This is a genomic window from Psychrobacter sp. TWP2-1-2, from assembly GCF_049896785.1.
Taxonomy (GTDB): domain Bacteria; phylum Pseudomonadota; class Gammaproteobacteria; order Pseudomonadales; family Moraxellaceae; genus Psychrobacter.
Genome location: NZ_JAFCVA010000006.1, coordinates 86,477 through 111,668, shown reverse-complemented (window position 1 = coordinate 111,668; position 25,192 = coordinate 86,477). Strand labels below are relative to the sequence as shown.

General features: G+C 44.0%; 19 protein-coding genes and 4 tRNA genes. 12 read left to right on the top strand and 11 right to left on the bottom strand.

The window, feature by feature from the left end; genetic code table 11:
* Nucleotides 1–25: 25 nt before the first annotated feature.
* The 9 genes from ACP7AE_RS07510 to rimI all read left to right on the top strand — a co-directional run bounded on the left by ACP7AE_RS07510 (nucleotide 26) and on the right by rimI (nucleotide 7,031).
* A complete protein-coding gene (locus ACP7AE_RS07510) occupies nucleotides 26–880 on the top strand; it encodes an RsiV family protein (RefSeq protein ID WP_426242246.1) in 855 nt (284 codons plus the stop codon).
* Nucleotides 881–1,003: 123 nt separating this feature from the next.
* On the top strand, nucleotides 1,004–2,182 hold the full coding sequence (locus ACP7AE_RS07505; protein ID WP_426242244.1) for an FHA domain-containing protein: 1,179 nt from the start codon (nucleotides 1,004–1,006) through the stop codon (nucleotides 2,180–2,182).
* A 203-nt stretch (nucleotides 2,183–2,385) separates the two neighbouring features.
* Entirely contained in the window at nucleotides 2,386–3,882 is a 1,497-nt protein-coding gene (trpE, locus tag ACP7AE_RS07500; RefSeq protein WP_426242242.1) for an anthranilate synthase component I, read from the top strand.
* Between the two features lie 182 nt (nucleotides 3,883–4,064).
* Nucleotides 4,065–4,140 (top strand) — tRNA-Thr (locus tag ACP7AE_RS07495).
* Nucleotides 4,141–4,207: 67 nt separating this feature from the next.
* Nucleotides 4,208–4,291 (top strand) — tRNA-Tyr (locus ACP7AE_RS07490).
* A gap of 84 nt (nucleotides 4,292–4,375) precedes the next feature.
* Nucleotides 4,376–4,449: transfer RNA gene (locus ACP7AE_RS07485), tRNA-Gly, on the top strand.
* A gap of 119 nt (nucleotides 4,450–4,568) precedes the next feature.
* Nucleotides 4,569–4,643, top strand: a tRNA-Thr gene (locus tag ACP7AE_RS07480).
* A 523-nt stretch (nucleotides 4,644–5,166) separates the two neighbouring features.
* The gene (gene tuf, locus ACP7AE_RS07475) at nucleotides 5,167–6,357 is read left to right on the top strand and encodes an elongation factor Tu (protein ID WP_055124836.1); all 1,191 of its coding nucleotides are present in this window, start codon (nucleotides 5,167–5,169) and stop codon (nucleotides 6,355–6,357) included.
* Between the two features lie 179 nt (nucleotides 6,358–6,536).
* Nucleotides 6,537–7,031, top strand: coding sequence for a ribosomal protein S18-alanine N-acetyltransferase (gene rimI, locus ACP7AE_RS07470; RefSeq protein WP_426242240.1), 495 nt, complete (start codon nucleotides 6,537–6,539; stop codon nucleotides 7,029–7,031).
* A 63-nt stretch (nucleotides 7,032–7,094) separates the two neighbouring features.
* Here rimI and ACP7AE_RS07465 read toward each other — a convergent pair whose 3' ends face one another.
* From ACP7AE_RS07465 to trxB, 3 genes are all read right to left on the bottom strand, one after another.
* On the bottom strand, nucleotides 7,095–7,529 hold the full coding sequence (locus ACP7AE_RS07465; protein WP_426242238.1) for a MerR family transcriptional regulator: 435 nt from the start codon (nucleotides 7,527–7,529) through the stop codon (nucleotides 7,095–7,097).
* Nucleotides 7,530–7,625: 96 nt separating this feature from the next.
* On the bottom strand, nucleotides 7,626–8,435 hold the full coding sequence (gene aat / locus ACP7AE_RS07460; RefSeq protein ID WP_426242236.1) for a leucyl/phenylalanyl-tRNA--protein transferase: 810 nt from the start codon (nucleotides 8,433–8,435) through the stop codon (nucleotides 7,626–7,628).
* The gene (trxB, locus tag ACP7AE_RS07455; protein ID WP_193007872.1) at nucleotides 8,436–9,458 is read right to left on the bottom strand and encodes a thioredoxin-disulfide reductase; all 1,023 of its coding nucleotides are present in this window, start codon (nucleotides 9,456–9,458) and stop codon (nucleotides 8,436–8,438) included.
* Nucleotides 9,459–10,047: 589 nt separating this feature from the next.
* Between trxB and ACP7AE_RS07450 the strand changes: the two genes are divergently transcribed.
* Entirely contained in the window at nucleotides 10,048–13,449 is a 3,402-nt protein-coding gene (locus ACP7AE_RS07450) for a DNA translocase FtsK (protein ID WP_201540445.1), read from the top strand.
* A gap of 216 nt (nucleotides 13,450–13,665) precedes the next feature.
* Nucleotides 13,666–15,159 carry an amidase gene (locus ACP7AE_RS07445; RefSeq protein ID WP_426242233.1) on the top strand — a complete coding sequence of 498 codons (1,494 nt, stop codon included), beginning with the start codon at nucleotides 13,666–13,668 and terminating at the stop codon, nucleotides 15,157–15,159.
* Between the two features lie 31 nt (nucleotides 15,160–15,190).
* Here the strand turns inward: ACP7AE_RS07445 and ACP7AE_RS07440 are convergent, their stop codons facing one another.
* The 8 genes from ACP7AE_RS07440 to dapC form a co-directional block, all read right to left on the bottom strand.
* Nucleotides 15,191–16,084: a DODA-type extradiol aromatic ring-opening family dioxygenase gene (locus ACP7AE_RS07440; protein ID WP_201540443.1), complete on the bottom strand. Its 894-nt coding sequence runs from the start codon at nucleotides 16,082–16,084 to the stop codon at nucleotides 15,191–15,193.
* A 128-nt stretch (nucleotides 16,085–16,212) separates the two neighbouring features.
* Nucleotides 16,213–16,701, bottom strand: coding sequence for a 23S rRNA (pseudouridine(1915)-N(3))-methyltransferase RlmH (rlmH, locus tag ACP7AE_RS07435; protein WP_426242343.1), 489 nt, complete (start codon nucleotides 16,699–16,701; stop codon nucleotides 16,213–16,215).
* Between the two features lie 129 nt (nucleotides 16,702–16,830).
* Nucleotides 16,831–17,379 (bottom strand): DUF421 domain-containing protein, encoded by a 549-nt coding sequence (locus ACP7AE_RS07430; protein WP_426242231.1) that lies wholly within the window; start codon nucleotides 17,377–17,379, stop codon nucleotides 16,831–16,833.
* A gap of 147 nt (nucleotides 17,380–17,526) precedes the next feature.
* Nucleotides 17,527–18,042, bottom strand: coding sequence for an ABZJ_00895 family protein (locus ACP7AE_RS07425; RefSeq protein WP_201540440.1), 516 nt, complete (start codon nucleotides 18,040–18,042; stop codon nucleotides 17,527–17,529).
* Between the two features lie 43 nt (nucleotides 18,043–18,085).
* Nucleotides 18,086–20,095 carry a D-alanyl-D-alanine carboxypeptidase/D-alanyl-D-alanine endopeptidase gene (gene dacB / locus ACP7AE_RS07420; RefSeq protein ID WP_426242229.1) on the bottom strand — a complete coding sequence of 670 codons (2,010 nt, stop codon included), beginning with the start codon at nucleotides 20,093–20,095 and terminating at the stop codon, nucleotides 18,086–18,088.
* Between the two features lie 119 nt (nucleotides 20,096–20,214).
* Nucleotides 20,215–20,820: a 3'-5' exonuclease gene (locus tag ACP7AE_RS07415; RefSeq protein WP_426242227.1), complete on the bottom strand. Its 606-nt coding sequence runs from the start codon at nucleotides 20,818–20,820 to the stop codon at nucleotides 20,215–20,217.
* A gap of 34 nt (nucleotides 20,821–20,854) precedes the next feature.
* Nucleotides 20,855–22,795, bottom strand: coding sequence for a DUF294 nucleotidyltransferase-like domain-containing protein (locus tag ACP7AE_RS07410; protein ID WP_201540439.1), 1,941 nt, complete (start codon nucleotides 22,793–22,795; stop codon nucleotides 20,855–20,857).
* 158 nt (nucleotides 22,796–22,953) lie between these two features.
* Nucleotides 22,954–24,210, bottom strand: a complete 1,257-nt coding sequence (gene dapC, locus ACP7AE_RS07405) for a succinyldiaminopimelate transaminase (RefSeq protein ID WP_201540438.1) — start codon at nucleotides 24,208–24,210, stop codon at nucleotides 22,954–22,956.
* A 257-nt stretch (nucleotides 24,211–24,467) separates the two neighbouring features.
* Between dapC and ACP7AE_RS07400 the strand changes: the two genes are divergently transcribed.
* On the top strand, nucleotides 24,468–25,139 hold the full coding sequence (locus ACP7AE_RS07400) for a hypothetical protein (protein ID WP_201540437.1): 672 nt from the start codon (nucleotides 24,468–24,470) through the stop codon (nucleotides 25,137–25,139).
* The last annotated feature ends 53 nt before the right edge of the window (nucleotides 25,140–25,192 follow it).

Below are 25,192 nucleotides of genomic sequence, written 5' to 3'. Positions count from 1 at the left end.
ATCTTATGTTTATAAAAGAGGATATATGAACGCTGCGAATCAAATTGATATCAATCAGCCAACAATGAATCCGCATTTATCGATGACAGCAAGTCGTAGTCGTCTGCTGAGACTGCTTGCCGGCAGTTTACTGCTAGGTAGCATCGCGATGCCTGCCAATGCAGGTAATCTCATCAGTAGCACGGATTATCTAGAATATGAGCTGCCTAAAAAAGTGCAAGCACAGTGTGTTGAGCGCGATAATTGTCCAGAAATTGACATCAAATATCTGAAGACCAATCACGGTTGGATCAATGATATCGCCAATGCGCGTATTAATAATTTAGTCGTCAATAGTAAACCGACTGAATCTGTGCCTATCAAAACGAACGCCAATCAGACAATGGTGAAAGCCGCCATTGATGACTTTGCCAGCTCACAGTTCATAGATATGCCAGAGGGCAGTTCATGGGCTTATAGCTTAATGGTAACGCCTGAGTATTTAGGTCATGTCAGTGATTTTGAGCTGTTTGAAATCAATACTTATGTCTTTACTGGTGGCGCTCATGGCATGCCTTATAGCGAATACTTAATATTTGACCTTGGCACCAAAAAACAAATCACGCTTGAGGATATGCTTCAATCAGGCAAGGAATCACGTTTTAAAGCGCTTGCTTATGATGATTATAAAACGTGGGTCAAAACGGTTGACGACGATGTCAGCAGTTATGAGAAAAACTGGCCATTTACCTTAAGTGACAATGTGACACTGACAGACAAAGGCATCGATATCCGTTATCAGCATTATGCTATCGGCCCATATGCTTATGGTATGCCGGTACTTAGTATTCCGTACAGTAAGCTCGACGGTGTCATAAAGCCGCACTTTATACCTAAATAGTTCAGATAGTCATTGCATAACTTATTACGGTTTATATTAAAAAAATCGTAAAATCTCTTAAAAAATTGGCAATGATTTATCTAAAACCATTTGAAATTTAATAAAAGAATAAGGAGTTACCGCATGACGAACAATACAGATAGTATGAAGGCGACAGTCGACACAGAGATTTGGCAACTTAATGCATTAACAGAAGCGCTTGGTGACCTCACGTTGACGGTCAATGACAGCCTATCTGTTGGTCGTGGCAGCGACAATGACGTGGTACTTGGTAGCAAACAAGTATCGCGTAATCATGCGGTGTTAAGCATCTTAGATGGTCGATTGTATGTCAAAGATTTAGACTCATCGAACGGCACATTTATCAACGAGCAGCGTATCAAAGGCAATACATCGAGCCTTTTACAGGTAGATGATACCATTGGATTTGCCAGTTTTAGCTTTCAGGTGAACGCGCCTTTTGCTGCTACAGATACTGATGTATTAGCGCCCGTAGCAGTAGAGGATTCAGTTGCTGAGACTGAGACAGTGGTTGCTGAAACGACTGCCGAAATACAGGCTGTCGAAGACTCGGCGGTGAGTGAACCTGTTGTTCATGAATCAGTAGCAAAAGAGCCGATTGTTAAGCAAACGGGCATCGAAGCTATTCTGCCTGTGACAGCTGATATGAAGACAGTACCTGTTGATACCGCCTCGGATAGAGTAGCAGACTCAGTAGGGGTAACTGAGACCAGTATTAATGAAACAGTTGAACCAGTCTTACAGGAGCCGATTCAGGAGGCGATTCAGGAGGCGATTGTGAAACAAACGGGCATCGATGAAGTCTTAACGGCTATAGATAATACCGTGTCTAACACAACTGAAGCGGCACCAGTCGCTGCTGCAACTGTAGCAGATGCACAACCCGCTGTAAGTCAGCCAGAAGCCGTCACAGCGACAGAGGCGGCACCGACAGCACCTGCTCATGATACGTCATTAGTAGAGCAGTCAGCTGTACATGAAAAGCCAGCAGTTGAATCAGAGCATGACAAAACGACTAAAACTGCTCTACAAGAAGAAGCAGATCCCGATATTCTACGAGCTAAGCAGGCGGCAACCGCACAATTTTCTGGCACTGCCAATCTAGGTCAATCTCGTGATGTTGGGACAGAAGGTAATAATGCGATGGATCAGACTATCAGCAATCCAGCCAATGCAGGACAGGCAGAGAAAAAACCAAGCGGTGGTTGGTTTATTTGGGTGTTTATTGCCATCATCATTATTGCGTTAGCGTTATGGTTATTTAACATGGGCGGTGCGTAACCAAGTACCGACCAGTGCGTTTGAGATGCTCTAATTCAAGCGAGCTTTGGTATAATTGTTAGCTGCTATCGGCTAATAGTCCAGCAACCCTCACGAATATGCCACTTTGATAGCGTCAACATTCAATAGAGTGTTGACGCTATATTTTATTTAACAGTCTGCTGTTTTATCTTTTGCCAATATTTTGTTAAGAGAGCATTATTATGATGAACTTTGAAGAATATCAAGCTTTTAAATACCGTGGCTTTAGTCATGCTCCACTGATAAAAAAACGTCTGATGGACGCACAGACACCAGTATCTGTATTTTCTAAAGTACGTGATTTAAGCGGCTCTGCATATTTATTTGAGTCTGTCGTAGGCGGGGAGCGTTGGGCACGATATTCGATGATTGGTTTAGGTAGTGATCTCATTTTGCAGTATGCCGATGGTAATATGACCGTCAAAAAAAATGACCATACCGATGTCGATGCAGTCGCTGACCCGTTTGACTATATCCGTCAGCTAATGGCGCAATATAAGATGCCAACAGTCGAGGATATTGCAACGCTACCGAGCTTTAGCGGCGGCTTAGTAGGTTACTTTGGCTATGACATGGTGAGGGTTATCGAGCCAAGCGTGGGTTTGTCAGACGCCCCCAATCCGATGACAATGCCGGATATGTGGCTGATGCTGTCAATGAGCGTGATTGTTTTTGACAGTTTAGAAAATACGTTATCTATCATCGTTTATGCTGATTGTCACACTGAAGATGGCTATAGCAATGCCATCCGCGAGCTAGAAAAAATTGAAGAAAAACTGGCAGAAATGCCAAATCTGAGCGCACCCGTAATGCCGACGCCGACATTTACCTCACAAACAGGCGCGCAGAAATATTGTCATGATGTCAATAAAATAAAGGATTACATTTTAGCAGGCGATGTCATGCAAGTCGTTCCTGCGCAGCGTTTGACAGCCGATTATACTGGCGACTCATTAGCAGTTTATCGTGCCCTACGATTCTTAAATCCATCGCCTTATCTGTTTCTGGTGCATGGTTATACCCTCGATGATCACAAGCGTTTCGACATTATTGGAGCATCCCCTGAGATATTATCACGTATCGAAAATGGCAAAGTGACGGTACGACCATTGGCGGGTACTCGTAGACGTGGAAAAAATGAGGCGGAAGATTTAGCGCTTGAAGAAGAGCTGCTGAGTGATAAAAAAGAGATCGCCGAGCACTTGATGCTTATCGATTTGGGTCGTAATGATATTGGCCGCGTTTGTGAATATGGCAGTGTCAAAGTCACCGAAAAGATGTTTGTCGAGCGTTATTCGCAAGTGATGCACATTGCTTCTAATGTTGAAGGGACGATATTGCCCAATAAGGATGCGTTGGATGTTTTTTGTGCGACGTTCCCCGCTGGTACGCTATCAGGTGCGCCCAAAATACGCGCCATGCAAATCATTGACGAGATAGAGCCAGTCCGCCGAACGGTATTTGGTGGCGCAGTGGGTTATCTAGGCTGGCATGGCAACATGGATACCGCCATTGCTATTCGTACTGCTGTGATGCGCCGTGGTAAAATTCATATCCAAGCGGGCGCTGGGGTTGTTGCTGATTCTATTCCAGAAGCAGAGTGGGAAGAGACCAACAAAAAAGCATTGGCGTTGGTCAAAGCGGTAAAAATGGCGTGTAATGGTTTACGGATTCGCTAGGGACTCCAGTCATAAAAACACAGTATGCCGTCAGCGTCAAAAAACAGCTTATTTTTATTTGAAAAAAATAGTAACATAATCAACTATTTATATATTTTTATTAAAATAATCATAAAAAATATGAAAAAGGGCTTGCGTCTTTCAAAAAATTTGATAGAATAGCCACCACTTTAAGAGAACAAGCCGACTTAGCTCAGTTGGTAGAGCAACTGACTTGTAATCAGTAGGTCGCCAGTTCGATCCCGGCAGTCGGCACCATCTCTCTTAAAGTAGCTTTTTATGAATCTGTCTTAAACTAAAGTCATTTTTGTTTAAAGCAACCTAAGGTGGGATTGGGGAGCGGTCAAACCCAACAGACTGTAAATCTGTCGCGAAAGCTTCGAAGGTTCGAATCCTTCTCCCACCACCATATTTTTTTAAGTTTGTCATAGCGCCAAGCATACTCTTTATACTTAATGACTCTCGATTAGAGTCTTCTTGAATAAGAGTAATTGCGGGTGTGGTATAATGGTAACACCTTAGCCTTCCAAGCTAATGACGCGGGTTCGATTCCCGCCACCCGCTCCATATATACAACATCGCAAAGATTACCAATAAATCATCACGACAGTCAGTTTTAGTATTGCTGTATCGTGATATTTTTTTTAGTAAATCCATAAGTTGTCTTTTGTGGTTATTAAAAACATGCTCATATAGCTCAGCGGTAGAGCACTCCCTTGGTAAGGGAGAGGTCTTGAGTTCAATTCTCAATATGAGCTCCATTTATTGTTTAAACCTCTTGTGTTTGCTTTGCCATCTTTAAACAGTTCGTGTCGATATCGAAATTACAGAATATTGAAAATTATAAATTACAGTGTAGCAAATAATATTTAAGGGTGACACTGAGGTGTTGCCTTTTAGTGCTGTCAATTTATTAAGTTATCAATACATGAGTAATTATATAAAAGTATCTAAGATAAAATTGTTTAAGATAAAAGTATCTAGGTTCGTCAGGCTCCAATATTATTAATGATTTACACTAAGATAAAGTAGTGCAACAGCGATAATGTATAATATCTTGCAATGTTCACTAGATTAAAAAATACGTATAATGCTTAAACTTATGTGTGCAGCATTGAAATGCATGATCTGAGCACATATATACAGTCGTAAAGTGATCAAACAGTTTTAGTAGATAAGCCATAGCGTCAACGGTTTGATGGTTCTGTATGCATCATGAGCCGTCAAACAGCTATTCACCGATCTTTGATTGATAAAGATTCACCAAAAAAAGAGGAAATACCCATGGCAAAGGCCAAGTTTGAACGCGTAAAGCCACACGTCAACGTCGGTACAATCGGACACGTTGACCACGGTAAAACAACCCTAACAGCTGCCATCGCAACTGTAGCAGCAATCACCTCTGGTGGCGAAGCCAAAGACTACGCGTCTATTGACTCAGCACCAGAAGAAAAAGCACGTGGCATCACCATCAACACCTCACACGTAGAATATGACACCCCAGCACGTCACTACGCTCACGTCGATTGCCCAGGTCACGCCGATTATGTTAAAAACATGATCACTGGTGCGGCTCAAATGGACGGCGCAATCCTAGTCGTATCAGCAACTGACGGCCCAATGCCACAAACTCGTGAGCACATCCTGCTTTCACGTCAGGTTGGCGTACCGTACATCATCGTATTCATGAACAAATGTGATGTTGTTGATGACGAAGAATTGCTAGAACTCGTAGAAATGGAAGTTCGTGAACTTCTTAATGACTACGACTTCCCAGGTGATGATACCCCAATCATCCATGGTTCAGCCACTGAAGCCCTAAAAGGCTCACAAGAAAAATACGGCCAACCAGCGGTTGTAGAACTTCTTAACGTTCTTGACACCTACATCCCAGAGCCAGAGCGTGACGTTGATAAAGCATTCCTAATGCCAATCGAAGACGTATTCTCAATCTCAGGCCGTGGTACTGTAGTAACAGGTCGTGTTGAATCTGGTATCGTACGCGTAGGCGACGAAATCGAAATCGTCGGTATCCGTGACACTCAAAAAACTACCTGTACTGGTGTAGAGATGTTCCGTAAACTGCTTGACGAAGGTCGTGCAGGCGAAAACTGTGGCGTACTACTACGTGGTACTAAGCGTGAAGACGTACAACGTGGCCAAGTACTAGCTAAGCCAGGTTCAATCACTCCTCACACCAAGTTTGACGCTGAAGTATATGTACTGTCAAAAGAAGAGGGTGGTCGTCATACACCATTCCTAAACGGCTATCGCCCACAGTTCTACTTCCGTACTACTGACGTAACTGGTGCAATCCAATTACAAGACGGTACTGAAATGGTTATGCCTGGTGATAACGTTGAGATGGGCGTAGAGCTTATCCACCCAATCGCTATGGACAAAGGTCTTCGCTTCGCTATTCGTGAAGGCGGCCGTACGGTAGGCGCTGGTGTTGTTGCTAACGTACTAAACTAATCTGTCATTCTCAGTAATGAGCTTGTAAGTTAGTCATAAAAAGCCATCCTTGTTTAAGGGTGGCTTTTTTTTGGCTATAAAAAGGTAATGGCATAATCAATATTGTAATGATAAATATTTGAAATATATTAAGTGCTATTGTATTTGGGTTTGTATAAATAATAGTAAAAGGATACATAATGTTGATGATAAAGATTTTATCAACCCATAGTGCAGATTTTGAGCAAGTACTGCAAGCAGTAGCGGATATTGAAGCCATCGTTCAACCGCAAGATGCTTGGGGTTTTCAGACATTGGTGGAATCACTCAAACAAGATAGCATGCATCTGCTGATCGTTTATGAGCAAAAAAACAATAGTATTAATAATACTGTGACAGGCTATTGTCTATATCAAGTGATTTTTGAACAAGCGGAGATTTTACGTATTGGCACACATCCTGATTATCAACGCCAAGGTATTGCCTCACAAATTTTTGCCAGATTGAATACAGAATTGAGAAGGGATCAGGTGGAGAGCCTTTTATTAGAGGTGCGCGCAGATAATACGCCTGCGATAGCTTTATATGAGCAGCAAGAATTTGCTCTCATTCATAAGCGTAAAGGGTATTACCAAACTCCACATCAACCTGCTATTGATGCACTGATTATGCAGCGTCTTTACGTCCGAGAATAATGAATGGCATCATATGGAACCAAATAAACCTGCAGAATAGTAGATGGGTCGGCACTTTTATCATTATTGAGTGGGTATTTTCTTTTTACAGATTTCAATATTGAGTTTATAGTCATTATCTACTTTCATACGCTCAAGAACGTCGATGCGTTCGCTTAATAGTTCTACCATGAGGCTGATATTGTCTTGCTGTTTTTGTATTTGCGCCAATTTTTGCTGAGTAAGCATCAGTTGTAAATCAACATCCAATTGACCATCGTAATAATCATTCAAGCTGTCTCTGATTTCAGTGAGTGTAAAGCCAATCGCTTGCGCACTTTTGATTAGCTCAATACGTTCGATACATTCTGGATGAAACTCGGTATATAAACGCGAGCCTGCCTGACGCTTACGAGATTTTAGCAAGCCCAGTTGGTCATAATGACGAACAGTGTCTTTGGTTGTTTGAGCTTTTGTTGCCAGTGTTCCAATCAGTAAGAACGATGTGTCGGGTGCCATGATAACCTCGTCGGTAGGTAGCAGTTGATAAGGTACGAGTTAATAAAGTAGCGATTAACAAACAGACATAAGCTATCAATCACTTCGTCATCGTATTTATTTTAAGATAAGCTGCCAAGGTTCTATGGTATCAAGTAACGATACGGCGAGTGATTTGTGAGAGTTATTTTGCCATTTGACAGTGCTATTAGCCGTTAAGAGATCCAATTGAGTGAGAAATTCAGCACGCGGTAGCTTGGTTGCACCCAAACTCATCAAATGCTCATTTGGTAGCTGACAGTCGACCAGCGCCACATGGCTTTGTTCACATAAGCGCATTAGACCCCAAAATGCGAACTTTGAGGCGTTAGAGGCGATATGAAACATCGATTCGCCAAAGTAAATGCTACCTATTTTTAGACCATAAAGCCCGCCAATGAGTTGCCCTTTATCATTCCAAACTTCAATGCTATGTGCAAATCCTTGTGCATGCAGTTCGGTATAAGCCTCAATCATTTCTTCATGAATCCAAGTATGTTCGCCCTCGGGCTGTTCATTATTGAGGCGATCACTGCGCGGTAAACTACAGGCATGAATAACGTCATCAAAAGCTTGATTGAGGGTTAATTGCCAACGCTCGCGGATGGCTTGCTTACGCAGCGACTTGCTTGGCTTATAATTGGTTGGCACCATCACACAGCGCGGTTCAGGGCACCACCATGCAATTGGCTCATCTTCATTAAACCAAGGAAACAGACCCTGCGCGTAAGCAGAAATCAATGTTTCGGCTGCCAAATCTCCTCCGACAGCGACGATGCCAATGCCGTCAGGATCAACCGTTAAAGGGTCAGGAAAGTCATAACGCCCAAGACTTTTTAAGGTCTCAGGCGTGATGTGCTCATTATTATATTGAGAGAAATTACCCATTTAGGCTTCTTTATCAGCAGTCAATGTTGACGCATAAGTATGGTCAGCGGCTGTGGCTTCGCCAATCGCATCCAAGTATTTTTCAGCATCTAGCGCGGCCATACAGCCCGTACCAGCAGAAGTGATAGCTTGACGATAGACATGATCTGCGACATCACCTGCGGCAAATACGCCTTCGATACTGGTTTGTGTGGCATTGCCGTCTAAGCCGCTTTTGACAATAAGATAGCCGTCTTTCATATCCAGCTGACCTTTAAATAAGTCTGTATTCGGCTTATGACCAATCGCGACAAACATGCCAAACACGTCTAATTGTTTAGTGCTGCCATCAATCATAGATTCGATGATTACGCCATTGACGCCCATGTCATCGCCGACGACTTCTTTGACTTTATGATTCCACTCGATTTTAATATTACCGTTTTTGACCTTTTCAAACAATTTATCTTGGAGAATTTTTTCGGAGCGTAAGCTATCACGGCGATGCACCAAGGTCACTTCAGCGGCAATGTTAGATAAATATAGGGCTTCTTCAACGGCAGTATTACCACCACCGATGACGGCAACTTTTTGGTCTTTATAAAAGAAACCATCACAAGTTGCACACGCTGATACGCCTAGGCCACGGAATTTGGTTTCTGACTCCAACCCCAAATACTGTGCTGATGCGCCAGTCGAGATAATAAGCGCATCACAAGTGTAGCTACCATTATTACCCGTCAGCTCAAAAGGGCGCACGTTTAAATTGACTTCATTGACATGGTCATAAACCAATTCAGTACCAAAGCGCTCGGCATGGGCTTTCATGCGATCCATCAATGCAGGGCCCGTTAAATCATGCGCATCGCCCGGCCAGTTATCGACTTCAGTGGTGGTGGTTAACTGTCCACCTACTTCCATGCCAGTTACCATGACAGGTTTCAGGTTGGCACGTGCTGCATACACAGCCGCTGCATAACCAGCAGGGCCTGAGCCTAGGATAATGAGTTTTTCGTGACGTGGAGCGGTATTGTCAGTTGCCATGAGTTATTCCTTGCTAAATATAAATGTTAAAAATACGAGTGAGCAATATAATAAAAAACAGTCTTCAAAATTGATGCTAATGGGATTTTCTAATCGCTGCGTGATAATAACATAAGGGCATTGGACGAAAAGTACAAGTTTGCTAAAACAAACACAGGTATGATTACAATCAAAGTATATTTTTCTTGAAATATTATGGTTAGAAACCGCTGGTATTTTATAGGGTTCACCTAATATGACTGTCCTTGTTCTGGTCGTTATATTTTGCAAGTGACATAGGTTGTTGTTTAAACCGTATGATTTTTGCCTAAACCGTATACAGACTGATTTTATTGCACGCTTTCTTTGTAAGACGGTCGCCACTATCCCTATGTATTTGTTATTATAAGAAGTTATGCCAAGTGTGCCAAAGGCAAAAAGAAGTCTGTTGTATATCGCTTTTATAATAGACAATGTTTTCTGTACACTTCGCTAAGTGCGTTTGTATCAGCACTTTATATCCAACCCTTTATCAGCGCTTTATGTCAGCATGATTAGGCTTAGTCATGCATTGGCGACCATTTAGTATTAATAACAAGGCAGATCTTACGTGATATCAGCACCGCTTATTGAGTATTTAAAAAAGGGAATATTTACCCTCCTTGGGTTAATACTGGCCGTCTATCTATTTGTCATTTTGATGACATATACCAGTAACGATCCTAGTTGGTCGCATATCAGTAGCGATATGACCACGATTAATAATGTAGGCGGCGAATCGGGTGCTTGGTTATCTGACTTGCTTTATAGCTTCTTTGGTTTTGGTGCATGGTGGCTGCTGGCGTTTGTGGTTTATGAGTCTATCCTTATTTGGTGGGACAACAAGCCAACGTTTTGGCTGATGCGAGTGGTTGCTTATGTGTTTTTATTATTAAGTGCCAGCGCTTTGTTTGCACAATTGGTGGCGTTAGTACAGCAATTGACCAATCCAGGAACGCTAGGGCTGGAAAGCGTGGCTGGTGGCATTATTGGGTTTGAATTACAGGCGCGTTTGGCACAGCTTTTATCGCAGTGGGGGAGTGTGATTTTCTTGACGGCATTCGTCATTATTACCGCGACTTTTGCCTTTAATATTCATTGGCTAGCGATTTATGAGAAGGTTAAGGCGCTATCGTGGCTTGGCTCAGGGGTGAAGCGTCAGGGTAGAATGCACGATAGCGTATCAACCACGCCAGAAAATATCAATGCCAAGCAAAATGATGAAAACACAGCCAAGAGTAACGCGAAAAAAAACGCAGCCGATCACGAGCAGCTGCCACTTGAATTGCAAGTTGCTGGCAATGCTCAAGCCGTAGACAACAGTGGTCGGTTCAGCAATGTGTTGTCAGAGTTTTTGGCAACGTCAGGGTTGGCTGAGAGCGTTAAAGCTTCTGTAGTTGCCGCAACACAAGCGGCGATGCCTACTTCAGCTGCTAAATCTAGTCGTGAGAATAGTGAACCTGTTCCTGTCTCAGTAGAGACACCTAGCAATACTGTTCAAAATCTTGCGAGTCATACGAATACATCGACGCCGTCAAGTCCTGCCATGACTGCTATCCGTAAAGTTGAGCCAAGCTTTGCTTGGAATGACGCCAATACTGTCGATGACTTGTTATCCAGCGAACAAATGGCTTATCACGCTAATGATATGAACACTTCTGATTCAGCTGCTACTACTTCTGTATCTGCCGCTACTACTTCTGTATATGCTGATAGCAATACTGAGTCGTTAGAGACAGCGGTGCTAGACTCTACAGCGATATCAGCCGTAGAGATGTCCGAAGCTCAACCAACAGAGAACTTGCCGTCAATAGCTCAGCCATCAATAAATGAGCTGGTATACGGTGAGACGGCTGACGAAACGGATAATGAGCCTACATCGTTCGAGTTAGAGGATAAAGTGGAGGCCGTTGATATACTTGCCGATGCATGGTTGGCAGAGCATGCGGATGTATCAACACCTACAGCTATGCAGTCTGTAGAAACAGGGCAACCTACAGGAACAGTGCAAGCAGCCAATATGACTGAGCTGCCCAGACAAGCAGTAGTCACAGCGCCTGCGACAGACTCATTTAATAGCGAAATGGACGACTTTACTGATAAATGGTTTGATCAAGAACCGGAACTATTAGAGGATTCAGAGACTTCTTCTGTACCTAATGAAGCGAGTGTCGCCAAAGCAGTAGACGTGGTTGAACCAGTTGCGCCAGCCGCTGATATGACGCCGACCAATACGCCACCGTCTAATCCTAAACTGCCGCCTACGGTAGAAACCCGCGTCACAGCATCAGCTATTGAACCAATAGTCGCGCCTAAACCAACGGTAAGTTTTGCGGTACCTGAGGGCGATAGTAGCAATCATATCACTGACATGATGCCAGAGGATGATAGCGCTGAGGATGTGAATGCGCCTATTATGCCAGATATTAGTGATGATGCCGCCTTCAGTCAAAAATCACGCTCGATGCAAACGGCTGCCTATCGCAGTAGCCTAACGCCTATTCCAGAGATTTCTATTTTGGATAAGCCAGACCCTGATCGTAAGCCCAGTTATACCGTCGCCGAGCTTGAGCAATTATCAGAGTTATTAGAGATTAAATTACAAGAGTTTAATGTAAAGGCGAATGTGGTCAACGCCATTCCGGGTCCTGTTGTCACCCGTTTTGAAGTTGAGCTTGCTGCTGGTGTAAAAGCCAGTAAGGTTACCGGTATTTCACGTGATTTGGCGCGCTCGTTATCGATGGCGTCTTTGCGTGTGGTTGAAGTGATTCCGGGTAAGCCGTATATCGGTATCGAAGTACCCAATAAGCAGCGCGAAATGGTACGTTTGATTGAGCTACTGAATACCGAAAAATTCCAAGATCCTAAAGCCCAAATCAGCATGGCGATGGGTAAGGACATCGGTGGCAATGCTATCATTACTGACCTTGCTCGCGCGCCGCATATGTTGGTTGCTGGGACTACAGGTTCGGGTAAATCGGTATTGGTCAACTCAATGCTACTGTCGATGCTACTCAAATATACGCCAAATGAGTTGCGTCTTATCTTGATTGATCCAAAGCAGCTTGAGCTTGCCAACTATAATGATATCCCGCATCTATTAACACCAGTCGTCACCGATATGACTGAAGCGGCCAGTGCTTTGTCATGGTGCGTGGCAGAGATGGAACGTCGCTATCAACTGATGAGTTTGCTCAAAGTGCGTAAGCTTAATGAGTTTAATAAAAAAGTCATTGCTGCTGAAAAATCGGGCAATCCGATGCTTGATCCTTTATGGCGACCTAATGACAGCGTGAGTATCAGCCAAGCACCGAAGCTAAAAACCTTGCCGATGATTGTCATTGTCGCGGATGAGTTTGCCGATATGATTATGCAGGTTGGTAAACAAGCCGAAGAGCTTATCACCCGTCTTGCACAAAAATCACGCGCAGCAGGGATTCATTTAATGCTTGCTACCCAGCGTCCATCGGTCGATGTAATTACTGGCTTGATTAAAGCCAATATTCCCGTGCGGGCGGCACTACGAGTGAACTCAAAAGTAGATTCGCGGACGATTCTGGACAGTGGCGGTGCCGAAGACATGCTGGGTAATGGTGACATGCTATTTTTAGGACCTGGGCAAATTGAGCCGGACCGTGTGCATGGTGCGTATGTCAGCGATGAAGAGGTCAACCGTGTTTGTGATGCGTGGCGCGAACGCGGTGCGCCTGATTATATTGATAATATGGCAGGCAACTTTGAACTGTCTAGTCCTAGTGGCGGTGGTAGTACGGCGAATGCATCTGGTGAGGATGACGATCTTTATAACGATGCTGTGGCCTTTATTATGGAGACGCGAAAAGTTTCTGCTTCTAGTATCCAGCGTAAATTTAGCATCGGCTATAACCGTGCCGCACGTATCGTAGATTCCATGGAGGACGCGGGGTTGGTCAGCTCAATGGGCAAAAGCGGTAAGCGTGAGCTATTAATGTAGCGTTTAGACTTTATTAGACAATAAAAAAGACGAGTCACAGAAGTGGTTCGTCTTTTTTATTGAAAAAATATGATAGCGCTTATGTCTGAGTGACCAATCAGTTTTTTTATCAATTATCAGCACTCGTTTTTTATACTAAACTGACCTTTGTTGATAGCATAAATATCACTCAATTTTCAGAAATTTTAGGTTCATTACTCAGCAAGGAAGCAGGTTATGTTTAAAGAATATACCCAATATGATGCCATAGCATTGGCGGCATTGGTCAATGCAGGTGAAGTCAGCGCTAAAGAGTTGTTAGATGCTGCCGTCTATCAAGCCAATACACTCAATCCCAAATTAAACGCCATCATCCATCGTTTCGATGAGCGTGCTTATCATGCTGCACAGGCGGGATTACCCTCAGGTATATTTAATGGTGTGCCTTATTTGCTCAAAGATTTGTCATTTGGCTTTGCCGATGAGCCAATCACGATGGGCAGTCGTAGTGTTAATATCATCTCTGAGAGCGACAGTGAAATCGTTAAGCGGATGAAAGCCACAGGCGTGAATACCTTTGGCAAAACCAATACGCCAGAATTTGGTTTAATCATTACCACTGAACCAAAAGCCCATGGTGCGACTCATAACCCTTTCAAAAAAGGTTACAGTTCTGGCGGTTCATCGGGCGGTAGTGCCGTGTCAGTAGCGAGCGGTATCGTACCGATGGCGGGCGCGGGTGATGGTGGTGGCTCGATACGCTTCCCTGCTGCTTGGTGCGGCGCGTTTGGACTCAAACCCAGCCGTGGTCGTAACCCGATAGGCCCTAAATTCGGGGAAGGCTGGGAAGGTGCAGTCGCAGATCACGTGATTACCCGCAGCGTACGTGACAGTGCCGCGATGCTCGACGCTACAAATGGCGCAGAGATTGGTGCGCCTTATGTCATCGCGCCACCTGATGGCACATTTTTGCAAGCTGCGATGCGCGCACCAAGGCAATTAACCATTGCCTTGCATCAACAGCCATTGATTGCCAATACTGTGGTTGATAAAGAAGTGTTAGCCGTATTAGAGCAAACGGCTAAGCAGCTAGAAGCCATGGGTCATCGCGTCATACCCGCTGAGCCGAATATCAATATCGAGCAGTTTTGGCATGACTTTATGGTGGTGGTCTGCACCCATACCGCTTTTACCATTGATAATATCGAGCGTGACTTTGGGGCAGAGTATATCAAAAACCTAGAGCCGCAAACCTATAATATGGCATTGCTCGGTCGCTCATTATCAGCCGTTGATTTGGCGCATGCTAAGCATGGTTGGCATCACAGTCAGTACCAGACAGGCTTGCTACTTGAAACCTATGACATGATTTTATGTCCGACCGTGCCGACACCTGCAGTTAAGCATGGTGTATTGCCACCAAGTCGTATGGATGAAATGCTCATGCGTAGCGCAGGATTGCTCAATAAGGGCATCGATATGGGTAAGTATGCCTTTAGCTCAGGTATGATCGAAAAGCTTAGTCAGCCTGTACTGGGCAAAATGGCCTTTACACTACTGGGTAATATCACAGGATTGCCAGCGATGTCATTACCGGTAGGAATGAGTAAAAAAGGTTTGCCAATTGGGATGCAGCTGATTGGGCGTATGAATGATGAAGCGACATTATTCAGTGTGGCAGGGGAGATGGAGCGAGCAGGGTTATTCACCAAGGCAGCCTTTGAGAAGTAGGTGTGTATTCTATCGGTTAAGTAATGATTACTTAATCAAATCGATAAATATCCATGCCCAAGCTATGATGCGCCATGCTTTGATGGACAACTGAGACACGCTGACCTGTACCTAAGGCAAAAAATAATGGCAACAGATGCTCGTCACTCGGATGAATATCTTTATAGTCAGGATATTGCTGCCAATCTAAAGCACTAGGAATATCTGTTTTAAGCTGTTGTAGCAGCCATTGCTTAAATGCTTTAGCCGTTTGGTCAACACTATCTGCTTGCCAGCGTAATGCTTGCAGATTATGGGTAATGTTACCTGAACCAATGATCAGTATTTGCTCTTCACGTAGGCGCGCTAGCTGCGCACCCAATTGATAACAGGCGATACTGTCATAATGCTGCGGTAGAGAAACCTGTACGATAGGTATCTCAGCCTCTGGATATAAGTGCCTGAGCGGTGCCCACACCCCATGATCGCAAGCCCGCACCGGATTAACACTACAAGTAATACCGCGTGCAGTGAGCTGCTGGGCAAGGGATTCAGCAAGTGCTGGCTGACCAGATGCAGGGTATTGAAGCTCATATAGCTCAGGTGGAAAACCTGAAAAATCGTGCCAAGTCTTAGGTTGCGGATTACTGCTCATTTCGAGTTTGGCGGATTGCCAATGCGCTGACATAATCAGGATGGCACGTGGCTTTGGTAAGTTTTGCCCAATACGTGCCAGTGCACTGGTCGTGGCTGATTGCTCAATGGCAAGCGTGGGTGCGCCATGCGAGATAAACAATGCTGGTAGCTTAGCTACATTTGACCCTAAAGCAGATACATCTGTCCAAACGCCAGTCGCTGTAATAGGCGTTGGCGAATGAGAGTACGAGTCATCAAGCTGATGAATTGAATGAGGTGTGTTAGGTGTCGCATGTTTTGGATATTTCATGTAGCGTTTATTAGGGCACGCCACGATTTTTCAATCGCTTCTATCATTGATATTGTTGCCCATAAACTATCAGCACAGAATATCGGCAAAAAATATTAGCACAGAGTATAGCAGTGTTTAATGATTGCTTAATTGCCACGATGATAAGGATGATTGTTGTTGATACTCATCGCGCGATACAACTGTTCCATTAGCACAACACGTACCAGCGGATGCGGTAATGTCAGCGCTGATAGTGACAATTTTACATCGGCTTTGGCTAATACTTCTGGCGATACGCCGTCTGCACCGCCGATCACCAGTGCAATATCATCGCCTTGCTGCATGCCATCAGCTAATTTATCAGCCAGCCCTTCTGTGGAAATCATGTTACCTTTGACATCCAATACCCATAGTTGCTCACGCCCTGAGGTATTATGAGCGGCTAATATTGCCTGTCCTTCTTGCTCACGGTATTGTGCCAAATTAGCATCAGACGGGTTTTTTGCACGCTTTGCGGCAGCAATTTCCACGATTTCTGTACTGAGCATAGGTTGGATACGCTTAAAATACTCATAGAACCCCGTTTGTACCCATTTAGGCATTTTATTACCGACGGTTAAAATCCTTACTTTCATAGCCAGTACCACTTTAATTTTAGTCATTAGTCAAATGTAACAAAAGAATTTTACGCTTAAGTGAACGTAACAAACAAGATTTTACGAAGCTTTTTTTATGCTTTACTAATCTTGGATAAATAATAGGTCTTACATCAAGGGCTGTATGGTTTGCGAGACACTATCTTCTGTATTTTGGTCATTACCACTAGCATCAGTTGGGCTGGGTTTTGGAATGATAGTAAGCTTGGCATCAGACTCAAAAACGATGGCTTCAACATCATCGAAACTATGCACTCCTTCAGAGCGCATCGCACATTCAATCTCTTGACGAGTCAGCCGCTCAGTGCGCATGGCATCTGGCAAAAACTGCCCCTGATAAAAAACAATACGCGGCTCTGACAAAATAAAACTGCTAAATTGCGGTGAGATAGAGGCGTATTTGGTGACTAAAAACTGCAATAAATAAAGTACTAAAATCGATGAAACCCCTTCGACAAAAGGAATGTCTTTGAGCAGAATAGTACTGGCACCAAGTGAACCGATCATCACGGTGACGATCCAATCAAAATTATTGAGCTGTGAGGTGGAGCGTTTACCTGAAATTTTGGTCACCAGTACGATCAACACATAAACCATGACAGTCGTCAAAACGATGCGTCCAAGCTTGTCTATATTGTCAAAAAAAACCATGTCCATGATAAATGCTCCTATTAAAATATAAAACCGTTAATCAGCCACAATCATCCAAAAGATTACCCATTAAAGTTAGCCTAACGGATTTTATGTATTAATAGGGAGAAAAATTTGTAGCACCTTGTAGAGGTTTAGCTGAGGTCTCCTCGCTCACATAGTTTTGCGTTTGGGGTCAAGCAGGCGATTGATCGCCCAAAGACTGATGCGAGCACTGACCAGTGTCAGCACCAATATCATCACCAACGATGAGACCAATGGCAGTGGTTGCTGGACGGCCATCTCTAGTAGGACTTCGCGATTTACCGTATCAAACAACCAAAACCATATGGCTAAGAAATAAATGACAGTCAGTAGCCAGACCACCGCGACGCCGCCAAACATTAAGCGATTGATTTCACCGCTATTCAATGCGCGCTGCTGATGTTTGACAAATTTACGAACCGCGATATAAGCCCCGATAATGATAGACAATACCGTTACCAGTTGCGAATTCACAGCAAGCTTGGTTTGAATCATCATAAATATTGCGCTGGCAAGCGTATAGCCAATCGCGAAATAGCCTACATATTGTGCCAATTTAGGCTGCGCTGACTCATGATTCTTCGGCAGCGGCTCGCCACCTGAATGAGTCTTGGATTTATTGAGATTGGTTGTCTTGCGTGACATAAGTGAACCTTTATAAAGGTGGAAAATAGGATGTGAAAAACACTTAATGCTGCGCCGTCCAATCAAGCATCGCATCTAGCACGGGTCTTGCTGTATAAGCGTTATGTGCTTGCTCACTATTGATGAGTCCAACCACGACATAATCCTGTCCTGATAATCCTTTGACATAGCCTGCCATCGAGGTGACGTTGTTTAAGGTACCTGTTTTTATCCACGCCCGACCAATGGCTGCTGATTCTGGTAGGCGTTCACTATGAGCGGTAATGGTGCCACTAACGCCAGCGATACCTAACGAGTTGACGTAAGCGTCAAAACTTGGATGGCTATAAGCATAAGTTAATAGCTCGCTTAGGTTGGCAGCCGTGATGGTGCAGTCGCGGCAGAGTCCTGAACCATTGGTCAAATGGGGCGGTGGTGTGCTTAGATTGGTCTGCCACCATTGATTAATAGTTTGTAATGCGACAGGATAGCTCGTCGAAGTCGGCGTGCCAAATTGATACAAGCTATGTGAACGATTAATAGCTTTATCGAGTGTTTTATTATCAACTTTGTCATAAACACCAATCGATAGCGCCACTTGCTCAGTCATCACATTGTTTGAAAAGTGATTGATATCGTAAATCTGCTGCGTCAAATTCAATGATGGGTAGCTGACAATAGGCAACGGTGATATAGGAAGTGCTGCCAGACCATGCGTTGATTTGGTGCTTTTCATTTTAGTGTAGGGTGCTTCTTGAGTGATGACATGACCACTCAGCGTATTGCCTAGCTCTTGCCATTTTGCGGCAATAACGCGTGCGGCAAAATCTTTGGCATCAGGATAAGCCACATAAAAAGCATGCTCTTGGCAGCTGTTTGGCAACTGAGTATTTAACACCAATTGTTTTTTTTGCCACTCAGGTGCGAGACTATAACGCGCTTGCCCACAGGCCGCCGAACGCGTATTTATGATGCTGGGCAAAGCATAATTTGCTAATTTTGGTGTATAAGTTAGATTTGCTTGGTCATCGTTTAACGGATAGCTTTTGATACCGATGGTACTAAAATTCACCAAAAAACCATCGGGACTGGCGTTATAAGGACGCAGTGGCGAGTTGTCAAAGGCGGCAGGGTCTTTACTAACATTTTTAAAGACGCCGCTGTCAATGATAATATCACCGTCTATATGACGGATACCGGACGACTGGACTTTATAAAGGAGCTGTTTTAAACGCTCGTGGGTCATTTTTGGATCGCCGCTGCCTTGAATAATCAGATCGCCATGCAGACGGTCACCGATGACAAGGCCTGTATGATAGACACGGGTATGCCAGACAAAATCAGCGCCTAGGGTGTCTAAAGCAATAAAGCTGGGAACGAGTTTCATGGTGCTGGCAGGCGTGCGAGCGATATCGGCTTGATGGTTCAGCAACGGCGAAAATGAAATTTTTATGGAGGCGTTATCAGTACTGATGTCATCAGTTTTATTGTTATTAGCATTGTTGTTAATGACAGCTGTTTTTGCCTTATCACCCAATATCGTGGGGATGCTTTCTAAGCTTTGATAAGTGTAAGGGTCATCGGTGTAAGCATGCAGTTTTTTCTCATGCTTTTCAATTGTACGCTGCTCAATAGTAATCAGCGTACTCTGTTGGCGCACATAGTTATTATTGTTTTTGTCATTATTATTTTGCGTGGTTTTTTGAGAATTACTTTTTATATCAGCATTTATATTGGCAGTCGGTTTTGTCTGAAGAGCGGGTTTAGATGAGCGGTGTGTGCTGCTGCTATCAATAACCTGAATGGGAGCGGGCAGGTGACTGGCATTTTTATCACCGACTGGTGTGACGATAATACTAATATCAGCTTCCGTTAAATCGGCTCGTGATAATGCTGCTTCGATGGCTTTTGGTAGTGCTGCTTGTGCATGGATTGGCAATATTGTCGCCGTTGCTAATAACGCCATGATAGGTACGTATTTAGCAGGCGGCTTCGACGGTCGCAGATAACGACAGAAAGGAAATAATTTGGCAGTAAAAGCAGAGGAATGACGGAGTTTAGAGGTGGGTCGCATGAGCATCTTTCATCAGGTGGCAAAAACAGCCTATGGTAACATGAGTTGCCGTTTTCGCGTAGATGGCAGGCGTAGATGAAAACTTGTTTTTATCTGAATATTCAAAATGCGAACGCACGTTAGCGCACATGTAAAAATGCCATGGCGGTCATGATGGCATCGTTGTAAGCATCATGAGCGCCTAGATCGGGTATATTATAATGCGCTAAAATATTGGTCAGATGCTGCGCTTGGCTAGATAGCCCTTGGGTTTGACCACTCATGCGCCGACTATATAAATGGCGCAAATCGATGACTTCGTTAAGCAGTGCTGTGCCCATATAGCGTTTGACCAGAGGGTTTAAAAACGCTGTGTCTAAACTCGTACAAAACCCCACAATTGGGCGATTACCTATAAATGGCAACAACAGCGCCAGCATCTCATCGTAGCTCATACCATGCTCAACGTCGGCAGTACGTAGACCGTGAATCACAATGGTGTCACGGTCTGGCATCACAGGTGGTCTGCATACGATATGCATACCATTGCCAGTGTCGATTGTATTGTCATTGATATGAATCGCGGCGACAGACAATAAATGGTGATTTTTTGGATTGAGTCCCGTCATTTCGCAGTCAATCGCTACCCATTGCTTAGCCACAGGTTTGGTAAACATCGATGCCAATTCTGGGCGCTGTAGCTGCGTTTTTTGCCAAGCGCAGGATAACTGTGTTAGCCAACTCATAGTTGTCGCTCATCCATTTATGCGATTGTTTTACTTATGCGAGTTCTAGTTGATAATGCTGACGTAGCTGATTTTTAAAGCTTTTAACAACGGCCAAACACTCTTTTAATAAGTCGCGCTCAAGCGCGGTCAAGGTCATTGGGTTTACTTGCCGCGCATGTTTATCATCGGTTGATAGAGCGACTGATAGGCGCTGTGCCATAAAAAACTCCAAGGCTTCTAGTAAAGTATCTGCGCGCTCTTGGGTCAAGGCGCGCGCTTGTACCAAAGCTTTAAGACGATTTTTACTACTGGGCAGCTCTAAGATATCGTTTTCTAACGCCAAGGTACGAATGCCATGAACCAGTGGAAAAATACCGGCTTTCTTTAGATCAATGTCTTCTGACCCGGATTTACCACCGAGCAAAGGCACGAATTTTTGCCACCACTGATTGACATCACCGAACTGTAGCGCGGCGCGCGCGAACTGGCGTACAAACATAGGGTCTGACTGCCTGTGGGCAACCTTTAAATGTTGACGCACCTGAGTCAATAATGACTCATCTCCGCAGACATATTCGCCATCGAGTATGGCAGACAAATAAATACCATGCATGGGATCCGTATTTCTAAACCATAAACCAATCTGGGCATTAAACTGTTTTAGCGGCTGTCGCCACATAGGGTTGGTCATCATGATATTACCATCGCACAGTGGATAACCGAGGTCTGCTAAATGCTGATTAAAAGTATCCGCAAATTGTGCCAGATCAGGGTGAGTATAGCCGTCACGTAAGATGAGCGCATTGTCTTGGTCAGTACGCATGATTTGCTCACCGCGCCCCTCGGAGCCCATCACGATCAGGCAGGTATTTGTCATGACCTCATCAGGCACGATAAGTTGCCAGAGCTTGGTAAATACCTGTGCATTCAAGGTCTGTACCATGCGGCTGATATTACCGATTTTGACACCGTTTTGATGTTGTGCGCGAATGTAACGACCGATAAGCTCGACGGCAGTATCTAAGCTCGATAAGTCTTTTGCCTGCTCGATTTGGATACTAATGAGCTGTGAATGATGACCAATATGCGCAAGCATATCGCTTTGTCCCAATATACCGACGACATCCCCATTTTGATCCATCACTGGTAGCCGATGGATGCGATAGCGGGTCATGGTCAATAATGCATCGCCAATCTCATCACTGGCTTTGATGGTGCGCAGGTTAAAATTAGCATAGCGCTGGCAGGGGGTAGTGGCTGGATCTTGCTGGTCACTTACGGCGCGGCAAATATCGGTATCGGTCAAAATGCCCAATAGATGACCAGTACCATATTGCATCTCTCCCTCGTTTTTTAGGTGGTCTAAGGGTTGCACCAGTACGTGTTTTAGCCCCGCTTTCGTCATGATAGACGCGGCTTCGTACAAGCTGTTACTGGCGTTGACGATATGGACTGGCAACAGATTGACATCAATGACGGGCTGCAACATGATTTGCTGCACTTCTTGTTGGTCATTGTAGCTAGCAGAGACTATGGATTTATTATTGCGGCGCTGCTGTAATGCCTTTAGCCGTTCGGGCAATTTGTCTGATAGCATTTGGCGTACTAGATGATTTTGGGCGCTGATTTTATCGACTGCGCTACCAGCGACTTGGAGCAGCAAGGTATCCTCAGCGGCTCGAAACTGATAGGTCTGCAGGGCTTTAGTATTAAGGCTATTTTCAGTCAATGATTCAGGCAGACGACGGCTGTCGAACCAGTCGTTATTATTGAGATGGTCGGAGTGATTACTACCCAAGTAAGAGGCAACAAACTCACCATCAAGCAATTGCTCAATCTGCCCTTTAATGACCACATACAGATATTGCAACTCTTCGGCAGTTAGATTCTCATTTTTGGCAAGGTAGCGGATTTGGGTATTTTTTCTGATGCTTTGACGTTCAGCCAGACTCAATACGTCAAAGGGCGGCTGGGTAAAATCAAGATGGGGCATGGCATCATCCTTGATGGCATATTGAGTAAAAGATAATTGATGATAAAAGACACTTTACCATAGCATTATTAAAGCAAAAAACCTCTAATAACCACAGTAATATTGTGGTTATTAGAGGTTGCTATTTTTTTTCAAACTTTTGTGTATAAAGCGACTGCTTATGCGCCTAGTAATTTTCTAATACGGTTTATCGCTTCACGGCTTTCATAAACACTCGCAACGAGCGCAATGCGCACATAGCCTTGCCCAGGGTTTTTGCCATCAATATCACGTGACAGATAGCGCCCTGCTAGTGCGTGAATATTGGCCTGCTCGTACAGTGCTTTGACAAACCGCTCATCATCCCCATCGAACGGCTCAGGGACCTTTATCCAAAAGTAAAATCCAGCCTCAGGCATTCGTAACTCTAGTAGTTCACCAAGCTCAGACATCCACAAGGCAAACTTTTCTTGATACAGAGCGCGATTGTGTGCCACATGCTTTTCATCTTGCCAGGCAGCGATCGAGGCGAGCTGATGTGGTATCGGCATCGCACAGCCTTGATAAGTACGATATTGCAGATAGGCTTGCAAAATATTGGCATCACCTGCCACAAACCCTGAGCGCAAACCAGGCAGATTTGAACGCTTAGATAAAGAGTGAAAGACAATACAATTTTTGAAATCATGACGACCGAGGGCAGCGCAGGCTTGCAATAGTCCAATCGGTGCCGTATCAAAATACAGCTCGCTATAGCACTCGTCACTGGCAATAATAAAATCGTACTGATCTGACAGACGAATGAGATACTCCCAATCCTCCATCGTCATGACCGAGCCCGTCGGATTGTTCGGACTACAAACAAACAGCAACTGCGTGCGCGCCCAAACATCTTTTGGTACGGCGCGATAGTTACCTTTAAAGTCATCGTCCAGTGTGCAAGGCACAAAATAAGGCTCGGCTTGCGCCAGTATCGCTGCACCCTCATATATTTGGTAAAAAGGGTTGGGCATGACTATTGTAGGAGCAGTCATAGGAGAAACGGCAGATAACGGGTCAGAGCCAGACAGTGGACTACTCTCTGTATCGCTTACGTTATGATCAACAACTGCTTGTACCAGACTAAAAATAGCCTCGCGTGTGCCCATTACTGGCAATACTTGCGTATTGGCATCGACATGGTTCAAAAAGAAGCGTTTTTCTAGCCAATGCGCGATGGTTTGGCGCAGCTCAAACATGCCATTAGTCGTTGGATAACGACTTATTTTGTCCAAATTTTCACGTAGTACGTCCAGCACGAACGCTGGTGGCTCATGTTTTGGTTCACCAATACCGAGCTTGATTTCACTGTAGTCATGGGCTGGCACACTGTTAGCAAGCAATGTTGCCATCTTTGCAAAAGGGTAAGGATGCAGGTACGTTAAGTTGTGATTCATAAGTAGGGTAACTATAATAGACAATTAATAATAAAGTTATAAAGAAAAATTACATTTAAGCAGTGTAGCACTTCTCTTATTTTTTGTCTTTTACTTCTCTTGCTTAAGCTGCTTAGCTATTTAACCATAAATTATAATAACTAATGAAGCCGTCACAGATTTAAAAATCCTAAAAAAAGCTTATCAATTGATAACTTATAACAATACAAAAAACTGCTGTCAGCCCTAATGATAGATTATGGTGAGGATAATTTGATATGCCTAGTATCTCAAAAACTAATGATCTTAACGCGACAGACATTCAAGATGAAAATTTTGATGATGCGCAACAGCGAGCCAAATTCTACGAGCTATTAAAACAGCGGGAGCAAAGCTGGTGGCAAGCTCGCCAGCAATTAATTAGCCATAAAGAACGAAAAATGTTTTGGTACGGTGAAAACAGCTTGATGATGTGGTTACTGTGGCAACTGGTCAGTTACGTGATCGTTGCGATGGTGCTGATGTTGCTTAGCAATCAGCTCGGTATTTTACTGCCCTTATGGCAATATATAGCCTTATTTATCGTACAGACAGTGATTTTTGTGGCCATGCTCGCTTCCAAAAGTCGAATGGCAGACAGCTTGCAACGTAAAATCGATAAAGATGAGTTGATGCGTGAAGAGGCACTGAATGAGATGATTATCTTAGCAGAGGACAGCCTTTATCCCGATGTGCATGCCAAATCGCCTATTTCTCTAAGACAAATCTATGAGTGTTTTGGCAGAGATTTTCATTTAGCAAGTTTACATTGTTTGCTGCAAAAAGAGGTCAACGCTGGGCGCTTAATACTGACGCAAAAACAGATTGAAGCAGAGATTCTGCCACCAGATCTTGCGGATGATGAGCTCAATGAGCACGCTAGCGAAATGATATATAAAAGCACCTTATAAAAGGTGCTTTTAATATTAACGGGTTAAGAAATACAAAGCATGTCATCAATGAA